The organism is uncultured Tenacibaculum sp. (assembly GCF_947498805.1).
GTDB lineage: Bacteria > Bacteroidota > Bacteroidia > Flavobacteriales > Flavobacteriaceae > Polaribacter.
Genome location: NZ_CANMLT010000005.1, coordinates 12,007 through 33,275, shown reverse-complemented (window position 1 = coordinate 33,275; position 21,269 = coordinate 12,007). Strand labels below are relative to the sequence as shown.

16 protein-coding genes are annotated in these 21,269 nt (G+C 32.5%); 3 read left to right on the top strand and 13 right to left on the bottom strand.

Annotation, left to right across the window (positions count from 1 at the left end):
• Positions 1-46 precede the first annotated feature (46 nt).
• The 4 genes from Q0873_RS10675 to Q0873_RS10660 all read right to left on the bottom strand — a co-directional run bounded on the left by Q0873_RS10675 (position 47) and on the right by Q0873_RS10660 (position 5,233).
• Positions 47-1,000: an XdhC/CoxI family protein gene (locus tag Q0873_RS10675; protein WP_299106991.1), complete on the bottom strand. Its 954-nt coding sequence runs from the start codon at positions 998-1,000 to the stop codon at positions 47-49.
• A 78-nt stretch (positions 1,001-1,078) separates the two neighbouring features.
• Positions 1,079-1,453: a hypothetical protein gene (locus Q0873_RS10670; protein WP_299106989.1), complete on the bottom strand. Its 375-nt coding sequence runs from the start codon at positions 1,451-1,453 to the stop codon at positions 1,079-1,081.
• 121 nt (positions 1,454-1,574) lie between these two features.
• Complete coding sequence (locus tag Q0873_RS10665; protein ID WP_299106987.1) at positions 1,575-3,827, bottom strand: molybdopterin cofactor-binding domain-containing protein; 2,253 nt, start codon at positions 3,825-3,827, stop codon at positions 1,575-1,577.
• An 8-nt stretch (positions 3,828-3,835) separates the two neighbouring features.
• Positions 3,836-5,233, bottom strand: a complete 1,398-nt coding sequence (locus Q0873_RS10660) for an FAD binding domain-containing protein (protein ID WP_299106985.1) — start codon at positions 5,231-5,233, stop codon at positions 3,836-3,838.
• A 111-nt stretch (positions 5,234-5,344) separates the two neighbouring features.
• Between Q0873_RS10660 and ctlX the strand changes: the two genes are divergently transcribed.
• Positions 5,345-6,277: a citrulline utilization hydrolase CtlX gene (gene ctlX / locus Q0873_RS10655; protein WP_299106983.1), complete on the top strand. Its 933-nt coding sequence runs from the start codon at positions 5,345-5,347 to the stop codon at positions 6,275-6,277.
• Between the two features lie 79 nt (positions 6,278-6,356).
• Here ctlX and Q0873_RS10650 read toward each other — a convergent pair whose 3' ends face one another.
• The 6 genes from Q0873_RS10650 to Q0873_RS10625 all read right to left on the bottom strand — a co-directional run bounded on the left by Q0873_RS10650 (position 6,357) and on the right by Q0873_RS10625 (position 13,730).
• Positions 6,357-6,809 (bottom strand): hypothetical protein, encoded by a 453-nt coding sequence (locus Q0873_RS10650; RefSeq protein WP_299106981.1) that lies wholly within the window; start codon positions 6,807-6,809, stop codon positions 6,357-6,359.
• Between the two features lie 85 nt (positions 6,810-6,894).
• On the bottom strand, positions 6,895-8,112 hold the full coding sequence (locus tag Q0873_RS10645) for an MFS transporter (protein WP_299106979.1): 1,218 nt from the start codon (positions 8,110-8,112) through the stop codon (positions 6,895-6,897).
• Positions 8,113-8,143: 31 nt separating this feature from the next.
• A complete protein-coding gene (locus Q0873_RS10640) occupies positions 8,144-11,041 on the bottom strand; it encodes an FAD-binding and (Fe-S)-binding domain-containing protein (protein WP_299106976.1) in 2,898 nt (965 codons plus the stop codon).
• Positions 11,042-11,051: 10 nt separating this feature from the next.
• Positions 11,052-11,705 carry a diphthine--ammonia ligase gene (locus Q0873_RS10635; RefSeq protein ID WP_299106973.1) on the bottom strand — a complete coding sequence of 218 codons (654 nt, stop codon included), beginning with the start codon at positions 11,703-11,705 and terminating at the stop codon, positions 11,052-11,054.
• A 5-nt stretch (positions 11,706-11,710) separates the two neighbouring features.
• Entirely contained in the window at positions 11,711-12,169 is a 459-nt protein-coding gene (locus tag Q0873_RS10630) for an Lrp/AsnC ligand binding domain-containing protein (protein ID WP_299106970.1), read from the bottom strand.
• 130 nt (positions 12,170-12,299) lie between these two features.
• Positions 12,300-13,730, bottom strand: coding sequence for a DUF1338 family protein (locus Q0873_RS10625; protein WP_299106968.1), 1,431 nt, complete (start codon positions 13,728-13,730; stop codon positions 12,300-12,302).
• Between the two features lie 362 nt (positions 13,731-14,092).
• On the opposite strand from Q0873_RS10625, the gene Q0873_RS10620 reads away from it, so the two are divergent.
• Complete coding sequence (locus tag Q0873_RS10620; RefSeq protein WP_299106966.1) at positions 14,093-16,387, top strand: amidohydrolase family protein; 2,295 nt, start codon at positions 14,093-14,095, stop codon at positions 16,385-16,387.
• Between the two features lie 45 nt (positions 16,388-16,432).
• On the opposite strand, the gene Q0873_RS10615 is transcribed toward Q0873_RS10620, so the two are convergent.
• From Q0873_RS10615 to Q0873_RS10605, 3 genes are all read right to left on the bottom strand, one after another.
• Positions 16,433-16,744 (bottom strand): hypothetical protein, encoded by a 312-nt coding sequence (locus tag Q0873_RS10615; RefSeq protein ID WP_299106964.1) that lies wholly within the window; start codon positions 16,742-16,744, stop codon positions 16,433-16,435.
• A gap of 65 nt (positions 16,745-16,809) precedes the next feature.
• Complete coding sequence (locus Q0873_RS10610; RefSeq protein WP_299106962.1) at positions 16,810-17,493, bottom strand: class I SAM-dependent methyltransferase; 684 nt, start codon at positions 17,491-17,493, stop codon at positions 16,810-16,812.
• A gap of 56 nt (positions 17,494-17,549) precedes the next feature.
• Entirely contained in the window at positions 17,550-18,653 is a 1,104-nt protein-coding gene (locus Q0873_RS10605; protein ID WP_299106960.1) for a bestrophin family ion channel, read from the bottom strand.
• A gap of 80 nt (positions 18,654-18,733) precedes the next feature.
• Between Q0873_RS10605 and Q0873_RS10600 the strand changes: the two genes are divergently transcribed.
• Entirely contained in the window at positions 18,734-21,235 is a 2,502-nt protein-coding gene (locus Q0873_RS10600; protein ID WP_299106958.1) for a M14 family metallopeptidase, read from the top strand.
• Positions 21,236-21,269: the final 34 nt, after the last annotated feature.

The window sequence follows — 21,269 nt, the reverse complement described above, 5'->3', positions numbered from 1 at the left end:
GACAAATATATTAAATAGCTGTTTATTAAGAAGTTTTTGAGAACGGTTAAACTCTATTTTGGTTCTTCACCTGAATAACTTGAGCAGCAATACTTACCGCAATTTCTTCTGGAGTTTCACTTTTGATAGAGAGTCCAATAGGTGCATGTATTTTTTCTAATTGTGCAAGTGTAACACCTTCGTTTTGTAAAACTTCCCACATGGTATGTAATTTAGCCTTACTACCTAAAACACCTAAGAAACCATAGTTATGATGTATTAACTTACTTAATACTAATTTGTCATCGGTATATTTGTTGGTCATAATGGCTACATAACTGGTTGAAGAAGTGTCAATATAGTTTTCAATATCGTTATAATCAATGACCATTTTTTTATGAGCAGTTTGGTTATTTTCTAAAGTGTTGAGGTTTTCTCTATTATCAAAAACAACTACATAAAACCCTAACTTTACAAAAAGCTCTGAAACAGCCACTCCAACATGTCCACCACCAACAATATAAAGAGTTTCTTTAAACCCGATATGTTCTTTAAAAAACCAATCTTCTTTGTCGTTTATTTGATAATCAAATTGTGCAGAAATTTGGGCGGTACTAAAGTCAAAAGCATCTGGAGTTAAAGAAAGTGTTCCTTTTGCGCCACTTTTTAGACAGTTAATAAGATTCTCAACAACAGAAATATGTTGTTTGTTTAAACAATGAAAAGCCACCGTTTGTTCTCCAGAACAAATCATTCCTGATCCATCTTTGATGTTTCCTTTATGAATTTGTTTTTTGATAAAAGGAGGTGTGTTTTCTTTTTGTAATAACTCTTTAGCTTCTTCCACCAAAGCAAATTCCATAACACCACCACCTACAGAACCATAGATAAATCCATCTTCGGCAATTAACATTTTAAAACCTTTGCGCCCTGGTGAACTACCAAAGTTTTCAATGACCGTTAAAACTAATACTTTTTGTTGTTGTTGAAGTTTATCGTGTATGTATTGCCAGAATTTCATTGTTATTTATAATCTGTCATTACGAACGTAGTGAAGTAATCTCTTTAAAAAGATTGCTTCGTTTTACTCGCAATGACGCTAATTAAAAATTGTTTCACTTAGGGCATAGTAAATAGCCATGAGTGCAGAGAATATTGCACTGGCTAAAAAGCGCCAATCTAGTTTTATTTTATTTTGAATGATAAAATTCGCTATAAACGAAATAGGAATATTTGCTAAAAAAGACCAAAGGGCAACTAATAGTAATCCGCTATTTATTTGCTCGTAATTTCCAGAAAATAGTTTAATAAAAGCTAAATGCCTGAATATCCATAATGGATTGAAATAAGCAATTGCCAATCCTGTTTTGGCCAGTGTTTTTTGAATACCATTTAAACCACCTGTTTTTCGATCGATCCAAGCAAAATAATTAGGAATTTCAAAAGCATATACCGTTGTTCCAATGAGTATCATTCCGATTAATCTATAGATAGAAAATTCGTTTAATAACAAGGAAGCAATGGTATCACCAGTACTATAAATAATAGCACCTCTAATTATATTATGTCGCGTGTATTGTAGTTTGATAACTTTCCTATTTCTCGTATAAGCTCATCAACACTTTTTCAGGTGTAAAAGGTGCGTGGAACTTTAATTTATAATTCGGATTAAACTCTTTTACGGCTTGTTGAATGGCAAAATAAGCTCCAATACCATACATTAAAGGAGGCTCTCCTACAGCTTTTGACTTTTGAATAGCTAAAGGATTTCCTTCTGTTTCTAATGGAATGGTATCTACCGTTTTCGGAGCAGAAAAGATATCTGGAACTTTATAGGTTGATAAAGCGTTTGAAAGCAAACGTCCATCATCGTTATAGGCAATCTCTTCCATAGTCATCCAACCAATACCTTGTGCTAAAGCTCCTTCTACCTGACCAACATCAATTCCGATATTCATTGATTTTCCAAAGTCATGTACAATCTTCACACTATCGATTTCATAATTCCCACGAATACAATCCACCGTTACCGTTGTAATTGCTGTACCGTATACATGATAAGCAAAAGGATGTCCTTTTTCCTTAGTTTTATCAAAGTGAATGATTGGTGTTGCATAATGCGCATTTTCAGACAACGCAACACGACGCAGCATAGCTTCAGCAATTAATACTTCCCAAGTAATATCTGTTTTGGTATTGTCAACAAAAACGGCATCTTCTTTAAACGAAACATTTGTTTCTTGTGTAGAAAGCATATCCGCAGCAACCGTAGTTAATCGTTCTACTAATGAATTACAAGCCATTTCAACAGCCTTACCATTTAAATCTGCAGTAGAACTCGCCGCAGTAGGAGAGGTGTTAGCAACACGGGTGGTATTGGTAGTTTCTAGCTTTACTTTGTTAGCAGAAATACCTAAAATCGATTGTGCTACTTGTAGCATTTTAGTATTTACACTTTGCCCCATTTCAACAGCTCCCGTAGAAACACCTACACTACCATCTTGATAAATATGTATCAAAGCTCTGGCGTGGTTCATAGGAGTATTTGTAAAAGAAATTCCGAATGCGATAGGCATTAAAGAGATTCCTTTTTTAAATAACTCATTTTCTTGGTTGAACTGAGCTACTTCTTGCTCTAATTTTTCGAATTCGAATTTTTCTTTGGCAGAGAACCAAGCTTTTTGAGCCTGTACTTCTGTAGCGATTTGTCCGTATGAAAACTCATCGTTTTCCGCTAGTAAATTAGCTTCTTGAATTTGTCGTCTGTTAATTCCAATTTGTGCTGCAGCATCTGCAATAGCACTTTCGATAACAAACATTCCTTGCGGACCTCCAAATCCACGAAAAGCCGTATTAGGAGGTAAGTTTGTTTTACAGCTATATACCGTAGTACTTACATTAGGAATAAAATAACTATTAGTAGCATGAAATAAAGTTCGCTCAGCAATGGCAGGAGATAAATCTGCTGCTGCTCCAGAGTTTTGTAAAAACTCTACTTCAAAAGCTTTAATTTTTAAATCTTTGGTTAAACCGATTTTATAAAATGATGAATATGGATGACGCTTTCCGGTCATTCGTAAATCATCATGTCGATTTAACATATATTTTACAGGGCGATTTAGGTGTTGTACAGCAACGGCAGTCATTACTGCCCAAGGTGTCGCTTGATCTTCTTTTCCACCAAAACCACCACCTAAACGAATTACATCTACTTCAATTTTATGCATTGGTATTCCTAATACCTTTGCAGCTGTTTTTTGAACAGCCGTAGGTCCTTGAGTAGATGAGGTTAATTTGATGTTTCCGTTTTCTTGGGGTACTGCATAACATCCTTGTGTTTCAAGGTATAAATGCTCTTGTCCGTTTGAAAAAGTTTCTCCTTCAAACACATAATCACAATTCGCAAATTCAGTAGTAGCATCTCCTAGTTTAAAAGAACGTGGAGCATTGATAAAACTTTGCTTTTCTTTCGCTTGTTTTGCGGTAGTGATTACAGGAAGTTCTTCAATATCAATACTAATTAAAGTTCTTGCTTTTTTGGCGATAGCTTCACTTTCTGCAACGACAAAGGCAATAGGTTGCCCCCAGAAATGTACTTCATCTTCTGCCCAAAGAGGTTCATCAGGAATAATTCCTCCGATTTGGTTTTCTCCTAAAACGTCTTTGTAAGTAAATATCTTTACAACTCCTTCTAAAGCTTCTGCCTTAGAATAGTCTACTGATTTTATTTTTCCATGTGCTTTTGGCGAATCAAACACCAATCCAAATAAGGTATCCTGGCGTAGCATTAAATCATCAACAAACAATGATTCTCCTCGAACATGTGTAAAACTGTCAATATTCTTCATTGTTTTCATTAGGCCATCAGTTTTTTAAGTTCAACTTGCTTTGGAAATAACTCGATAAAGTGTGCAAAGAACAACTGTTTTGCTAACAAACGTTTGTATTCTGAAGCTCCTCTAACATCACTAATCGGTGAGATTTCTGATTGTAAAATAGCTTCTGCTTCTTTAACCGTTTCAGAATTGATCGTTTTTCCAATAAGAAACTCGTTGGTTTTAGATAAATACTTAGGAATGGCTGCTGTACCTCCTACAGAAAAATGAGCGTCAGTGATAAGGTCATTTTCAACAGTTATTCTTCCAGCGGCATTTACACTAGCAATATCTAAATGTGTACGTTTACTTACTTTTTCAAAGTTGAATTTATCATTTGATTGAGGAACTTTAAAAGAAATGTCTTTTAAAATCTCATTGTCCTGTAAATCGTATACTTTATAATTTTGATGAAATTCTTGGAAAGGAATTTGTCGTTCGCTTCCATCTTCTTTTTGAATAGTCAAGGTAGAATTTAAAGCTAAAAAGAAAATAGACATATCACCAATAGGAGATGCATTTACAAAGTTACCTCCAATAGTTCCCATGTTTCTAATTTGTTCAGAAGAAACTAGTTTTAAAAACTGTTTTAATTTTGGAAATACCGTTTGTAGCTTTTTACTTTCAGCTATTTCAGTAACTGTTGTATTGGCTCCTAAAGTACATACTCCTTCAGAAAAAGAGATTCCTTTTAAAGCATTTTGATCGGTTAATAAATGTACATCTTCTTCCGCCATTTGATCTGCATAACGAACATATACATCGGTTCCGTTAGCTACTTTTACTCCTGACTTTTCGAAAGTTTTTGGTTGAAGTTGCGATAATCTTTCAGGAATGGTATCAAAATAGTTAGGAACAAATCCTTCTTTAATTAACCAAGCCAATGCATGATTTTCATCTTGTTGCTGTAGTTTTTCCTCTACCGCGAATCCAGCTTTTTCAATTGATTTATAACCTGTACATCTACAAATATTTCCGCTAATAGCATCATTACAAGAGGTAGCTTTATTGTTTTCTAAAGCATATCCAGTCATAGAAACCACAAAACCTGGTGTACAAAAACCACATTGGGTTGCATAGTTATCGGTCATGGCTTTTTGTACTGTATTTAACTCATTAGGAAGATTAATTCCTTCTACAGTAACAATATGTTTACCATTAGCATTTCCTAAAGGAGAAATACATGATGTATTACTTTGGTAGGTTACTTTGTTATCTTTTAATTCTCCAACTAAAACAGTACAAGCGCCACAGTCACCCTCTCTACATCCTATCTTTGTACCTTTTAATTGTTTGTTGTCTCGAATGAAATCAAGTAATGTAATACCTGCATGTGCAGATGTCTTTATTAGTTGATTATTTAGTATAAATTGTATCATAAGCAGTGGGGCAAGATACAAAAATGTTACGATTGTTAAAGTGCTAAGTTTAAATATACTTCCTTCATAAATGTTTATGCTTTGTAACAATAATTCTTATACCTTCGCATTATGCAACAAACTACAAATACAATATTAATGGTTCGCCCTGCTAATTTCAGGATGAATGAGCAAACGGCGGTAAATAATTATTATCAACAAGAATTATCTGGAATGTTACCGGCGTCAATTAATGCAAAAGCGCAACAAGAATTTGATGTTTTTGTTGAAAAGTTAAGAGCTGTTGGGGTAGAAGTAGTGGTAATAGAAGATACCAAGGAACCAAATACTCCAGATGCGTTGTTTCCTAATAATTGGATTTCTTTTCATGAAAATGGTGATGTGGGAATTTATCCGATGTTTGCAGAAAATCGTCGATTAGAACGTAGAGAAGATGCTTTAGAAATTTTAGAAGAAAAAGGTTTTACTATTGAAAATGTAGTAGACTATTCTGAAGCGGAAGAGGAAGAGATTTTTTTAGAAGGAACGGGAAGTATGGTTTTAGATAGAGTGCATAGAAAAGCCTATTGTGCTTTATCTCCAAGAGCAGATGAAGAACTTTTTATTGAGTTTTGTGAAGATTTCGAGTATACGCCTTTAGTTTTTACTGCAAATCAAACTGTGGAAGGTAACAGAGAAGAAATCTATCATACTAATGTAATGATGTGTGTTGCAGAAACCTTTGCAGTCGTTTGTTTAGATGCGATTGATGATAAAAAGGAAAAGAAAAATGTATTAAAGCATTTAAAAACAGATGGAAAAGAGGTAATTGCTATTTCTGAAAAGCAAGTAAATCAATTTGCTGGAAATATGTTGCAAGTAAAGGGAGCTGACAATAAAGTTTATTTGGTGATGAGTTCCTCTGCCTATAATTCACTTAGTAAAGAACAACTCAATAAAATAGAAAAGCATAATCCAATAGTACATTCCTCTTTAGAAACCATTGAAACTTGTGGTGGAGGAAGTGCACGTTGCATGATGGCTGAGGTATTTTTACCTCGATAATAAAGGTAAAATTGTCTTAAGAAAAACTATAAATAGTATCTCTTAAGACAATTATATCAATAAGAATGAAAACGAAGTTCTAAGCTATAGATGTACTATTTACTTTGATGTTTTTATAGTACTGCATTAAAATAAATGAACATATTACCGAAGAGGCAATTCCTTCTATAAGTAAGGCAAAAACAACTAATGGTAATGTGAGGTTACTTCCCCAGAAAAATGAATCTTCTAGAACAGATAGAAAAGAATTATCTATATAATCTACATAAATAATTAAACCAAATGCGGTTAATCCAACTGCCAATACTGAGGTTCCTATTCCAATAGAAAGATTGTTTAGATAAAATGTTTCTTTGTTGATATTAATGTTTGTTTTTATAGCTCGGTTAATACCCCATAGCACAAAAACAAAATTTAATAAACGAAGTTCTGAAACATTGTCTAATCCAAAAATTTTCATCAAGAAAAAGAACCCAACAATCCCTCCAAAAATCAATAAGGCATTGTTGATGATTATTTTGGTACTTGACATAAATGTGTATTTAAAATGATTTACACCTTAAATATACGAAATAACTTACTGAAAATCAATTAGAAAAAAGTTTGATGGTGCTTTTCTATAGTCTAATTGAAGTTTTTTTAAAGCCAATGGTAGCTAACAAACCTACGATAGGAATAATTGAGAAATAAGAAAATAAATTTTGATATTCGGTAATTGTTGGGTTTTCACCTAACATGTAACCAATAAAAAGCGACATGAAAATATCTGGGGTAAATCCGACAACAGAAATAATTCCCACCAAAGTTCCTGTAAGTTGTATTGGAGTTTTGGTCTCTTCAATAATAGCAAAATATAAACCTCTTAAAGCATAGGTTCCAAAAGCCATAAAAACAAAAGTGGTAAAGGATACATAAAAAGGAACGTTCCCCATAAAACCTAGTATAGAAGACGTAATTACTAAAACAGTAAAACAAGGAATGATTAATTTAGATGGAATAAACTTATCTGCAATCCAGCCAATAGAAATAGCAGCAATAGGTCTTAAATATTGAATAAATACGGCAAAATAAGTAGCTTCTTCTAAAGAATAGTTCCAAACATCCTTGGCATAGGTACCATAGGTACCTGTAAGTTTATAAGCACAGTAGGCGCAAAAAATAATTAATGAATGAAAAATTACTTTAGGTTGAATAATGAGTAATAAGGCTTTTTTAAAGTCGAATTGAAACTCTTTTTTGTCTTCAGGTTGTACTTCAGTTTTAGGTAATGAAAACCAAACAAATACCGCAACAGCTATTACAATTATGGTAATTGCTCCAATAATATATTGTAGAGTGGTTACTTTATCTTCAAGAGTTATTGTTCCGCTTTTTGGAAAGAAAAAACTTAAAATTGCTGCACCAGATAGGGCGGTAGTCGCTGCAAAAAAACCTCGACCTCCATCCAATAGTCCAAATGACAATCCTTGGTTATTCTCATTCCCCCATTGTCTGGTAGCTTTAATTAAAGCGGCCCAGAATAAAAGGATGGTAGATACACCCCAAAATGCATACAATAATTTTAATCCAGTAATAGAAGGAATCAAAAGCATCCATATTCCTCCGAGTGCAGTAAGCCCTAATGAAAGTGTAAGAAGTTTTTTGGCTTCCCATTTATCAGCAATAAAACCTCCAAAGAAATATGAAATGACAGCAGTAATACCATATAAGGCTTGAGCTTCTCCAATTTGTGCATCTGTAATTAAAAAAGCTTCTCTAATTACCGGTTTAAAAACACGCATTAAGATAAAAGGTAATAAAAAAATAGCTTCCCCTGCAATAATCAGGGAAAGCATAGATGTAATTTTGTTCTTATTTTGCATTTGCCTAAGATAAGGCTTCTTTCAATATAGTAATAGGATGCTTAGCAATACGTTTGGTTCCATCATAGATTTGATGACGACAACTGGTTCCTGCGGCTACAATTTCTGTAGTTTCTGAACAGTTTCTAACTTTTGGAAATAAGGTATCTTCACCAACTTGCATACTTACCTTATAATGTTCTTTTTCATATCCAAAAGAACCCGCCATACCACAGCACCCTGTATTCATAATGGTAACTTTATAGTTGTTTGGAATATTTAATATAGAAAAAGAAGCATGCGTACTAGACAGTGCTTTTTGATGGCAATGTCCATGTATTTTTAATTCTTTGTTTTCAGATGTAAATAAAGAAGTATCTATATTTCCTTTTTTATGTTCAGAAGCTAAAAACTCTTCAATAGTAAATGTATTTTTAGAAATGTTTTCAGCACTCGCTTTATCATCTGCTAAACGGATGTATTCATCTCTAAAAGTTAAAATAGCAGAAGGTTCAATTCCAACCAAAGGAGTTCGATCTGAGATTAAAGTTTTAAAAGTAGCTACGTTTTTATTTGCAATTTCTTTGGCTTCTTTTAAAAATCCTTTAGAAATATAACTACGTCCACTTTCTTCATGAGCTATCGCTTTAACTTCATATCCTAACTTTTCTAAAACAGTGACAGCATCTTTTCCAATTTCGGCATCATAATAATTGGTAAACTCATCGTTAAAAAGATAAACAGTCTTATTACTAGCTTTTGTTTGATAATTTTTTAACCAAGTTTCTAAAGGCTGTTTTGCAAGTTTAGGAACAGAACGCTCGGTAGCCACTCCCATTACTTTTTTTGCAACGATTGTATTGGTAAAGAAGTTGGTTAGGGTTGGGAACTTACTTCCTAGTTTATTATATTTTGCATTGTTTGCAAAGAGTTTGCTTCTAAAAGAATATCCGTTTGTTTCTTGATATTGATATAAGAATTCTGCTTTCATTGAAGCAATATCAACATTACTCGGACATTCAGTAGCACAAGCTTTACAACTTAAACATAAGTCTAAAACTTGTTTTAATTCTTTAGAGTCAAATTTGTTTTTAGCGGTATTATTGGTAAGTACTTCTCTTAAAGTATTTGCTCTAGCTCTTGTAGTTTCTTTTTCATTTCTGGTTGCTCTATAACTAGGACATAAAGTACCACCTGCCTCTGGAGATTTTCTACAGTCACCAGAACCATTACATTTTTCAGCAAGTTTTAAAATACCTTCACTATCTGAAAAATCTTGAATGGTTTCTATTTCAGGTTCTTGTCTGTCTACTACATAACGCAAGCTTTGATCCATAGGAAAAGCATCTGTAATCTTTCCTTTGTTAAAAATATTATTTGGGTCAAATGCTTTTTTTATACGCCTTAGCAATTCATAGTTTTTATCTCCAATCATCAATGGAATAAACTCAGCACGTACGATTCCATCTCCGTGTTCACCACTAAAAGAACCTTGGTACTTTTTTACCAATTCAGCAGTTTCTGTAGTGATTTTTCTAAATAGCACTACATCTTCTTGCTTTTTCAAATTTAAGATCGGACGTAAGTGTAATTCTCCAGCTCCAGCATGTGCGTAATAAACTGCTTCTTGCTGGTATTTATCCATGATTTGGGTAAATTCTTCGATATATTCTGGTAAATCCTCTAATGCAACAGCTGTATCTTCAATACATGCAACAGCTTTCATGTCGCCCACAATATTTCCTAATAAACCTAACCCAGCTTTTCTTAAATAATGTACTTTGGCAATATCCTCACCATATACTTTAGGATAGTGATATCCGAAGTTATTAACTTTTAAATCTTCAATTAGTTTGTCAGCTAAAACTTCTGCTTCTTCGATAGTTTTTGCAGAAACTTCCAACATTAATACAGCTTCTGGATCTCCTTGTAAGAAAAAACGATTTTTGGATTGTTCTCGGTTATTTTTTGTACAGTCTAAGATTACTTTGTCCATCAACTCACAAGCATATAACTTATGATTCATGGCGGTAACAGTAGCTTTTAAACTTTCATTTACACTAGTAAAGTGCGGACAAACCATAATACTCTGTGTAGGAGGTAAGTCGTCTAATTGAATCGTAATAGCGGTTGAGAAAACTAAGGTTCCTTCACTTCCCGATAAAAATTTAGCAGGATTTATCTTTTCTTCAGTTCCTCCAAACAAATTAGAAGTTAAGAACTCATCTACTGCATACCCAGTATTTCTTCTATGAATGCTTTCTTTTGGAAATTCTTTTTTTATTTCATCTTGATTTTCCTTAGAACTTAATTCAAAGAAAATAGACTTATATATTTTTCCTTCAAGATCGTCTTGTAAAGATTTTGTTCTGAATTCTTGAGAAGAAATTTCTTCAAAGGTAACTTCAGAACCATCACTTAATAAACCATCAATTGCTACTACTTTATCACGGGTAACACCATAGCGAATAGAAGTACTACCCGAAGAGTTGTTTCCAACCATACCTCCAATCATACATCGGTTAGATGTTGAGGTATTTGGACCAAAAAACAAACCAAATGGTTTTAAAAAACGATTTAAATCGTCTCTAATGATTCCTGGTTCAACAGTAATTGTTTTAGCTTGTTCATCAAATGCTAAAACATTGGTAAAGTGTTTAGAAACGTCTACTACGATTCCATCTCCAACACATTGTCCAGCCAATGAAGTTCCTGCTGTACGTGGAATTAAAGTCGTTTGATGTTTTGTGGCAAATTCAATCAATTGCTGAATATCCTTTTTGTTTTTTGGATAGGCAACAGCTAAAGGAATCTTACGATATACCGAAGCATCGGTAGCATATATGTTTTTATGTAAATCGTCAAAGAATAATTCGCCAGTTAACGATTTTTCTAAGCTTTGTAATTGTACTTTCTGTATCATGGTTTACACCTTATGATGTTGTTAGTTGTTTGTTAAGGTAAAAATAGTGTTCATGTTCTGTAATGGTATATGAATCTATTTCTAATTCCTTTGAAAAATAAGGAGCATTTAATACCATCGTATGGTACTCTCCATTTTCACCACAAATATCAATATTTAATTTCTTTAATTCTTCAATAATTGTTGAATCTATTACTTTTCCTACCCATTTTTGATCAAAAAAAGGTTTTTTAACTAGTGAAAAGATAATCTTGAAATTTTCATTTATTAATTGATGAAGCAATTCATTTCTATCTTTTTTCCAGAGCGGATTATAAACCAACATTCCCGATTTTTGACAACATTTTTCAATCCAATTATCATGGTTTTGAACTTCATCAATATCACCAGTAATTAAAGTGTCAATTTTATATTGCTTTTTCAAGGTAGCTATGTTGTTTTCATAACTCTCTTGCATAGGAGCTTTTACTGTTAATAGTAAATGAGGTAACCCAATAGCTGCTACTTGTTGCTGAATTAACGATAAGTTATGTGCTTTAAAATCTGGGTTTTCAGGAGTAAACGTTACTAGATGTGTGATATTATATCCTTTTTTTTGAGCTTTGAAAAGAGCCAAAGCGCAATCTTTTCCTCCAGTCCATAAAACTGCTGCTGTTGTACTCATAATTATTAACCTATAGGAACGTTACGTTTAAAACCTGTATCAAAACAAATAAAAGTATCTGTTCCGGCTACTCCATTTATCAAATGAACTTTATCGTAGAGTATTTTTCGAAGATGTTCGTTATCTCTTGCATATATTAAAATGAATATTGCATAGTTACCAGAAACAAAATTACACTCTACAATTTCATCAATTTTTTCTAATTCTTTTATAACATCTTTTGCAAAACGGGCTTCACGTAAACGGATTCCTGTGTAGGATTTGGTTTTATATCCTAATTTCTTTTCGTCTAAAATGAATTCAGCATTTTGAATAACGCCTTCAGCGTTTAACTTTTTAATGCGTTGGTGAATTAAAGAGTTTGATACTTTTAGCTCTTCTGCTATTTGCGAATAAGCTTTACGAGCATCTTTTCGAAGCTTGAGAAGTATTTGTTGGTCTATATAATCAAATTGATCTTTCAAAAGAATAGTTTTGGTTTGTTAGAATACACTCAATGTAAGCTACAAGATATAGAATCTCTTTAATGCAAAAAAGTGTAGCCGAAAATGTAAATATACGACTACACAATTTTAAAATTTAGATATTATATAATCAAGCATTTATTTCTGCTAAACATTTTTCGATGCTTTCATCCTGCATATCTTCATACCATTTGGTCAATTTGTAAACAGGTTCACCTAAATCATTTTCAAATAATTCTTGATTAGAAGTACCTTGGTATTCACGTTTTGCATCGTCTGTACCTAAGTTTGAAGCAAAAATTCCTGCTGCACTTACCGGTAAAAAGTCCTCATAAACCATTGGTTCTATAGTTAAATAACCATTTTCTAATAATTGGTTTATATCTACTTTAGTGTACTTTTTGTCTTTAGCAATGTTTTTCGCTTTATCGGTAGCGAAATAATGGAAATATGCTAATTCTTCCGATTGTAATTCTTGATAGTTATCAGGAAATACTTTAAAGTTCTCTGCTAATAATTGGTTGTACTCTGCAGCGTTTTCAGCAGTTGGAGAACCACCAATTGCTTTACGTGTTTTACCTAATAATTCATGATATAAATCAAGTCCCTTTTGAGTTAAGGCAGCACCACGTTGTTCAATTTCACCAAAACGAGCTTTATGCTCTCCCATTTCTTCATTTTGAACATTGTTTTTAAAGGTAACCTTTTCAGTTAATGCTTTAAAACTTGTTTGACGTAATAAAATTGGACATTTTCTAGTAGGAGGTCCTTCAATATTGTCTTTTGGTGGAATATTACGAGCTTCCATACTCACTTGTACTTCGTCAATATCTAAAGTTCTAGGAGTAAGGTGGTTGATGTGAGGCCCTTTAAATGCAACTACATCCGCAATTAACCTATGTTGATTTAATAAGGCTTCGTACATTTCGTAATCTACGGTAGCAGTATCATGCCAACGGAAAGTTTCTAATGCTTCTTGAACAAAGATTTCAGCATCTTCTTTGTTTAAACCTCCTTCTTTCTCAGACTTGTCAATTAACTCTAAAGCCTTGTCTGTAAAAATTTGACGATTTTCTAAAATAGCTTCAACATTCTTACGAAGTTGCGCATCGTTAATTAAATCGATACGTAATAAAGATGTGAATACTCTAAATGGAGCTTGATTAAGAGCAGTACTTTCAATAGCTCTAAATGCAGTAGCGTGAACAGGAACACCAGCTGGTGCTAAGTCATAGTATCCAACAGAGTACATTCCCATAACTTTAAATAAACGTCTCATGGTAAATAACTCATAAGGTTTGCCTAAACGGATTGCTCCATGGCGTTCCATATCTAATCGAGTTATTTCTCCAGTATGTGCTAAATGTTGCTCAAGTTCTTTCGATTCTGAAAGAACATTTTCATTAATACCATGAACCAAATCAAGTAACTCACCATAAAGAGGTACCTCTTCTTTATACATATCAGACATAATCCTAGAAAATCGATTACGAATGTATTCTGGTGATACGAATTCTTGAGCTGTGTTATTCAAACTTTCTGCTGTGTTTTTTGATGACATAATTCATTAAATTTCACTGCAAATTAAGTGAATTTAATTTTTTTAAGACGTTATAAAAGTGAATTTTGTTTATATAGAGGTGTTTTTAAGTTTATTTGATTCTTTTGGTGGGTTTTAGAAAGTCGAAAAGACAGTTTTAGCTAAAAAAAGAGTTTTTTTTAAACCAATTTGACTTTATTTCTATTTGAAAATGTACGTGTTATATCGTAGATAAACTCTTCGTTTATTGCTGGATCATGGTGTAAATGTACTTTCTTAACGTAAGATGTACAGCTCGTTTTTTTAGATGTATATTTTTTTGAAAAAATGTAGTTTGAAAAAAGAGTATTTCTATTTTTGTTGGAAACTTATAAAACAGAACTATGAAAAAATTGTTTGCAATTCTTTTAATGTGTTTATGTGTTGCCAATGTCTTCTCGCAAGAATTGGTATCACAAGAATGGACTTCAATTAACCAAGTTATTCCACTTTCTAAAGTAAAGGAAGTTAGGTTTACTGGTTTTTTAAAGCAAAAATCAAAGAAGAAAAAGGTGTTTTCTTTTCTATGGATGCGTACAGCAAAAGAAGATGGAGAAATGGGATGGTATTCCAATTCGCAAGAAGTATATAAAGGTTCAGAAGACTGGGAAAAAGTAACAATGTTACATCAGGTAACCAATGAAGATGTTAAGTTATATTTTGGAGCAGTTAGTTTTGGAGAGGGAGATTTTTATTATGATGATTTTAAACTAGAAATAAAAAATAGTTTAGGAGAATGGAAGGAAGTAAAAGTTGAAAATAATGGATTTGAAGATGAAGTAAATAACGAAAATGTTGTTGGCTGGAAAGAAGGGACTAATGAAAAAGAAAAAAATGTTCGAGAATTTCAGATAAAGTCAAGTGCTAGTAATGCACATAGTGGAAAACGAAGTTTATTAATGATAGGTAGAAATATTTATCAAGATGAAAGCGAAGATGCATTTGTAAAAGTAACTAGTGATGCAGAGAATGTAAATAGTGATGATGTCTTAATTACGAATGTAAACTATGTTGATGTAATTAATGGGAAAACGAAAAAAGGAAATGTTTTAGTCAAAGAAGGTAAAATAGTATCTATTTCGAAGAAAGGAATAAAAACAGATAAAGTGTATACTATAGATGGAACAGGAAAATGGTTAATTCCTGGTTTGGTAGATGCTCATATACATATGTTTCAATCTGGAGGTTTGTATACAAGACCAGATGTAATTGATTTAACAAAGTATAGACCTTATGAAAAGGAAAGAAAATGGCTACGAAAAAATGCGCCAGACATACTAAAGAGATATTTAAAAGTAGGGGTTACTTCAGTGATAGATGTAGGTGGACCGATGTATAATTTCAAACTGAGAAATAAACTTTCTGATACAAAGGAGTATCCAAATTTCTATTTAACAGGACCTTTAATTTCAACGTATCAACCAGCAGCATATAAAGAGGTTGTTGATGCGCCTATTCTAAAAGCAATGAATAAAGAAGAGGCTGTTGAGATGGTAAGAAATCAGTTAGAGCATAAACCAGATTTTATTAAGATTTGGTATATCGCTAGAGGTAAAGCTGAGGCTGATAAAAATTATGATATAGTAAAGGCAACTATTGACGAGGGCCATAAACATGGACTAAAAGTAGCGGTACATGCAACGCAATTACATACAGCAAAACTTGCAGTAAAAGCAGGAGCCGATATATTAGTGCATAGTGTAGATGATGAAGAAGTAGATGATGCATTTGTAAAGATGTTGAAAGAAAAGAATGTTGTGTATGTTCCAACAATGATAGTTGGAAAAAATTATCAAAAGTCATTTGCACAAGAAATGGATTTTAGTGCAGAAGACTTTGAAATAACCAATCCATTAACGATAGGGTGGTTGCAGGATGTGTTTCATGTAAAGGATAAAAACTTAAAGAGATATAAGGAGTATTATGCCAAAGAAGAAAACAGAAAAAGAGGTATTGATGAGGAACAAATGATGAGAAAGAACCTGAAAAAGTTAAATGATGCAGGAGTTGTTATTGCTACTGGTACAGATGCAGGTAATATTGGAACATTGCATGCTTCATCTTATTATGATGAAATAGAAGCAATGAAGAAAAGTGGACTTTCTAATATTGACATAATCAAAGCTTCTACAATCAATGGAGCAAGAGTATTAGGAAAGGACAATATGCTGGGTAGTATTACTAAAAACAAAATTGCTGATATGGTATTATTAAATAGTAATCCTACAGAAAATTTAGAAGCGTTAAAAAACATATCTCATATAATAAAGGCTGGTAGAGTTTATACACCCGAAAAAGTTATTTACAATACTCCAGAACAATTAGCCCAACAGCAATTAAATGCCTATAATGCTGGAGATATTGAAGCGTTTTTAGCACCATATAGTGAAGATGTTGAGATATATACATTTCCAAATACTTTAACAAATAAAGGAAAGGATAAGATAAGACCTGGGTATAAGGAGATGTTTGAAAAATATCCAAACTTACATTGCGAACTTGTAAAAAGAATTGTAAACAAGAATACAGTAATAGACCATGAACGAATTACTGGGATTGGAGAAGGTTCGTTTACTGCTATTGCAATTTATAAAATAGAAAATGGTAAGATTGCAAAAGTGTATTTTGTAAGAAATTAAAATAAAAAGAGCTTACTAAATTTAGTAAGCTCTTTTTTATTAAAACTATCTATTTATAGTGTTGTTCTTTTTACGCTTAATGTTTTTACTAGCCCTGTTTTGAGCGTTTTGTAAACGTACTCTTTCTTTTCTTGTAACTACACCATCGCTCTTAGCTCTCCTTTCCATTTTACGGATGTTTGCTTGCTGTTTTGCTAATTGCTTTGTTTCTCTAGCCGTTAACTCACCACTTTTAACACCATTAACAATTCTTGTTTTTTGATTTTTTTGTCTTTTGTCTACTTTAGGAGTACTTTGACTATAAGCTATTCCACTAAAAGTAAAACTTAAGGCTACAAATAAAACTTTTACATTCATAATACATAATTTTTAAAGTTAACTATATCTATGACCTTATAAATGTAAAAAGGTTTAAAATGGAGTTATTTAATTGCTTGGAGGTAGGTCCAATATTCTTCACGAAAAGGAGTGTGTACTTTTGAAAAACCAACTTTTTTTAACCAATCCATTTGTGTATTATAATTCGTAGGTTGATCAAATGTATTGTAATGTTCCATTAACCATTCCCATTTCTCTCGATTAGGATAATTGTTTAATACAAACGCTTCCCATTTTTTTAGCAAATCTGAATGTTCTGGACTCTTTTTGGAAATCATCAAATCACTACAAGAAAATATCCCATTAGGTTTTAAAGAAGCATAAATGTTTTTAAAAATCACTTGTTTTTCTTCTTCATTACAATGATGTAAACTAAAGCCAGCAACTACTAGATCATACTGATTTTTGTTAAAATCAAATTCATTGAAATAAGAATTTGAATAGCTCATAGAAAAACCTTTAAATCGCAACTTACATAAATCAATCATTTCTTTTGATGCATCTACTAAAGTATAATTTGCTTTCGGGAAATGTTGTAAAAGAGCTGCAGTTACATTACCATTTCCACTACCTAATTCTAATATTGAGTTAGGAGAAAAACCTTCAGGTAGATATTCCGTAAAACTAGAAATCAATTTTTCATAATGAGGAACACAACGAATCATGTCATTGGTATAGTCTTTTGCAAACTCATTAAATTCTGACGCTATGTTTTTTCCTAATTTCATGGTGTAATTCTTTGACTTAAAGATATTAAAAGAATAAATAACAATAAAGGTAGAAATTATAAAACAATATCGTTTTTCCATTCATATGGGGCAGGGATATCTGTATCATCTATCAACTGACGAATATCTATTTCTATTCCTCTACTCATATTTGTAATTGGAACATCGTTTGGACCTCCTTCAAATGGATTCTCTGAATTTTCACCAATACTTTCCATTGTGTTAAAAACCCAAGAAATAATTACGCTAAAAGGTATAGAAAGCCAAACAAAACGTTCAGCAAGAAATTCTTGAATTTGATGCCCCCACGAAGTTCTTGATTGATGTGTTGTGAGGTCTTCAATAATATGTTTACCTATACTTTCAAAACCTTCCATGATTCCGAAAGGTAATAGTATAATGAATAGCCAAACAAAAAGGTAGTTCATTGTAGCATATTGACGTGGGTATGGGAAATTTTTAATACGTTCACTTTTTCCTTGTAAAGTATAAAATTCCACGAGCATGTTTTCCATTTCTACATGTCTAAAATCATCTATAAAACCTTGTTGTTTTAATTCTCGTAAACGACGAGATTGGATTCCTAAAATTTGAGAAGCCTGATTTCCTTTTGCAAAGAGTTCTGTGTATTCTTTTTCTGAAATATAATCTTTGATAACATTTTCAATAGGTATTTCGTCTTCATGAACAAAGAAGTTTTCTTTTCTAAATTCGGCATTAGACTTGTCTTTGTTCAAATGCATTTCCCATGGTTTATCTTTTCGTAATTGATATCTTAATGCAGTTAACCATGCTACGTGTCTATGTACTAATTCGCGATGGATATGAAATAAACCATCGTTTGAAAGTTTATCTTTCGCATGATCATTATTAATGTAATCTTTTACCATGATGGTCCATGATCTTGATGAATTTACAATTCCACCCCAGATTTTGCGAGCCTCCCACAATCGGTCATAAGAGGCATTGTTCTTAAAACTGACTAAAAAAGAAATAGCGGTACCTAGCACTCCTAGGGGGAGCCATGGCACATGAAGCCATTTAAGACCAACAATATCAAATAGAAAAACAGGAATAGTTGCTAAGATGATAAAAAGATAGATGTTTCTTCGTGTCCAACGTAGCATTCCACTTAACGGAAAAGTTTTTTTGATGTACATACGTTAATATTATGTTATAGTCTCAAAAATAGAAAAAAGGAATCAATATATTTGGTAGTCAATAAAAACCAACTTTTTAAATGAAAAGGCTAAGCTATCTTTTGTTTTTTTTTAGTTTATCAATAATATCTCAACAAAAACTAGATTTATCATATTATTTACCAAATGATGTAACCTATTATAAGAATATTCCTACTCCAAAATCTGTTATAGGTCACGAGGTAGGAGAATGGCATATTACTCATGATAAACTGGTAACGTATATGAAAGCTTTAGCTCAAGCTTCTGATAGGGTTACTATTGAAAATAGAGGAGCAACTTTTGAGGGAAGACCTTTATTGTTACTAACAATTACTTCTCCTGAGAATCATCAAAATTTAAATAATATTCGAGAAAACCATATCAAAGCAACGGATAATGCTTCTGTAGATGTGTCTACTTTGCCAATAGTGGTTTATCAAGGGTTTTCAATTCATGGTAATGAAGCAAGTGGTTCTAATGCCGCCTTGGCTGCGGCATATTATTTAGCAGCTGCAGAAGGAACTAAAATTACAGAGCTGTTAAATAATACTGTTATTTTGTTTGATCCAGCTATGAATCCTGATGGTTTACAACGTTTTGCATATTGGGCAAATACGAACAAAGCGTCTAACATAAATCCAGATCCAAATGATAGAGAATATCATGAGGTTTGGCCTGGAGGAAGAACAAATCATTATTGGTTTGATATGAACCGTGATTGGTTACCAGTTCAATTACCTGAAAGTAAAGCAAGAATAAAAACTTTTCATAAGTGGTTGCCGAATATTTTAACAGACCACCATGAAATGGGAACAAATTCTACATTCTTTTTTCAACCAGGAATTCCTAGTAGAACCAATCCTTTAACACCGCAAATGAATCAAGATTTAACGAAAGAAATAGCGGGCTATCATGCAAAAGCATTTGATAAAATAGGATCAACATATTACTCTGAAGAAAGTTTTGATGATTTCTACTATGGTAAAGGATCAACATTTCCAGATATTAATGGAAGTATAGGGATTTTGTTTGAACAAGGAAGCTCTCGAGGGCATGCACAAGAAAGTGAAAACGGAGTCTTAACATTTCCATTTACAATTAGAAATCAGTTTACGGCTACTTTATCTACATTAGAAGCAGCAAAAAACATGAGAGTTAAGATATTAAAGTATCAACAAGGTTTTTATAAAGATTCTAGAAACTCAGGAACTAACAAAGCCATTGTTTTTGGAGATGAAAAAGACGCAGCAAAAACAAATGAATTGGCGAAAGTGCTAAAGCGCCACAAAATAAAAATTCACGAATTAGCAAGTGATTTTACATCGAATGGTAAAAAATTTAAAAAAGGATATAGCTATGTAGTTCCAATGAATCAAAAGAACCATCGTTTGGTAAAAGCAATGTTTGATGTTCGTACAAAATTTAAAGACAGTTTGTTTTATGATGTTTCTGCTTGGACATTTAATCATGCATTTGGTGTTGATTATGCTAATAATGTTCCTTTGAGTAAAGCTGGAGTAGAAGTGTTAGAAGTTAAAGTTAAAAGTGGAAATATAACAAATAGAAGTTCTGTAGGATACTTATTTTCTTGGAATGAATATAACACCCCAAAAGCATTGAATTCAATTTTAGAAAAAGGATTACGAGCTAAGGTGGCTATGAAACAATTTAAAAATGATGGAAACTCTTATGATTACGGAGCTATTTTCGTTCCGGCACAAAACCAAAAACTAAATGCCAATGAGTTATTTCAATTTTTAGAAAGAGTAGCTCAGGAAAATTCAATTGATATAAAAGGAGTTTCTAGCGGTTTAAATCAGGGAATAGATTTAGGAAGTAGAAACTTTAGAGCTGTAAAGCAACCTAAAGTAGCCATGTTGGTAGGGAGAGGAATTACGAGTTATGATGCAGGTGAAATATGGCATTTGTTAGATCAACGTTTTAAAATCAAATTGACTAAACTAGATGTTTCTTATGCAGCCCGTGTAGATTTAAGTAGGTATACCACTATAATTGTCCCGAATAGTTACTCTTTAGATAAGAAGGTAGAGCAAAAACTAAAAACATGGGTAAATAACGGAGGGGTATTAATCGGTTATAGGAATGCAGTGAATTGGTTATCTAATAAAGGATTTGTCAATGTAGAATTTAATAAAACCAAAATAGATGCTGTTAAAAATGTTTCTTTTGAAGATCGATCTTTGAATTCGGGAGCGCAGGTGATTGGAGGAGCTATTTTTGAAGCAAAATTAGATCGTTCACATCCAATTAATTTTGGATATAAAAATGATAAAGTTGCACTTTTTAGAAATACACGTCAATTTATTAAGGCTGATAAGAGAAGTTTTAATAATCCAATTCAGTATACAAATTCTCCATTGCTAAGTGGTTATATTTCTAAAGAAAATTTGAAGGAATTAAAAAATACAGTTCCATTTGTTGCGCAAAGATTAGGAGGAGGTCGCGTGCTTGTATTTACCGATAATACTAACTTTAGGGCCTTTTGGTATGGAACAAATAAGCTACTTGCTAATGCAATTTTCTTTGGAAAGTTGATGTAGTTAAGTGTTTGTTTTTTAGTGTTTTATTTTTTTT